The sequence below is a fragment of the Rhizobacter sp. P2_D12 genome (assembly GCF_056404395.1).
The window spans coordinates 1-1,543 of the sequence record NZ_JBFUEB010000283.1; the positions used below are offsets into that span (position 1 = coordinate 1).

Here is a 1,543-nt window from a genome sequence, read left to right on the forward strand (position 1 = left end):
GGCAACCACCTGATCCTGGGTGGCGACAATATGGACCTGGCGCTGGCGCACCTGATCGAAGCGCGCATGGCCGGCGCAGACAATGACAATGCGCGCACACGCCTGTCGGCCGCGCGCCTGGCCCAGCTCACGGAACGCTGCCGCGCCGCCAAGGAACAACTGCTGGCCGACGATGCACCCGAGTCGGTCGCCGTCACGCTGCTCGGCGCCGGCAGCCGCCTGATCGGCTCCGCTCGCAAGGCTGACCTGCTGCGCAGCGACATCGAGCGCATCGTGCTCGATGGCTTCCTGCCACTCAACGCGGCGCAGGACGAACCGGTGCGCGCCCGCGCCGGCATCGTCGAATTCGGCCTGCCGTACGCAAGCGACCCGGCCATCACGCGGCATCTGGCGAGCTTTTTGCGCCAGCATGCGGCGGCGTCACGCGAGGCGCTCGGGCTGGAGGGCGGCGCGATCCCGATTCCGGATACGGTGCTGCTCAACGGCGGCGTGTTCAGGGGCGCCGCACTGGCCCGGCGCCTGGTCGACACGCTGAGCGGCTGGCGTGACGCGCCATTACGCGTGCTGCACAACGAGAATCCCGATATCGCCGTCGCCCGTGGCGGCGTCGCCTACGCGCTGGCGCGCCAGGGCCTGGCGCCGGCCATCGACAGCGGCGCGGCCCGCAACTATTACCTGCTCCTCGACGGCGAAGCGCGCGCCGGCCTGCTGCGCGCCGTCTGCCTGCTGCCACGCGGCACGCCGGCCGCCACGGAAGTCACGCTGGCAAACCGCAGCTTCGCACTGCGCGTCGGCCGCCCGGTACGCTTTCACCTGGTCTCGACGATTGCCGATGCCGGCGCGGCGCCACAGGCCGGCGACCTGGTCGATCTCGACCTGGCCGACGTGGTGCGCCTGCCGCCGATTGCGACGGTGCTGCGCAAATCAGGATCCAGCACCACCGCCGAGATTCCGGTGCATCTGGTGACGACGCTGAGCGAAACCGGTTCGCTCGAAGTGCATTGCGTCGCCGAAGATGGCAGCGGGCGCTGGCAACTGGCGTTCCAGTTGCGTGGCGATGGCGACGGTGATATCGACGCACCGGACGAGGCGCTGCCCGCGAACCTTGACGCGGCGATCGACAAGATCGAGCGCGTGTTCGGCGCCCGCTCGAAACAGGTCGAGCCGAAAGAAGTCAAGCAACTGCGCGCCGGCCTGGAACACCTGCTTGGCGCGCGCGAAAGCTGGACCACGCCGCTGCTGCGCCGCCTGTTCGACGCCCTGATGGCGCGTGCAAAAGGCCGGCGCCGCTCGGTTGAGCACGAGCGCGCGTGGCTGAACTTGGCCGGCTACAGCCTGCGCCCCGGCTTCGGCCACCCGCTCGACKAGTGGCGCATGGAGGGGCTCTGGGCCCTCTTCGAGCCGGGCGTGCAGCACCRCAAGGACAGCCAGGTGCGCGCCGAATGGTGGACGCTGTGGCGCCGCGTGGCCGGCGGCCTGTCGCTCGATGCGCAACTGCGCGTGCTGGACGATTTCGCCTTCAACCTGCAGGCCGATGCCGCCG

1 protein-coding gene is annotated in these 1,543 nt (G+C 70.3%); it reads left to right on the forward strand.

Annotated features, from left to right (window positions below; translation table 11 throughout):
- Window positions 1–1,543 (forward strand): Hsp70 family protein (locus AC1DYN_RS32455; protein WP_477966903.1); only part of this gene is annotated, 1,543 nt, incomplete at both ends.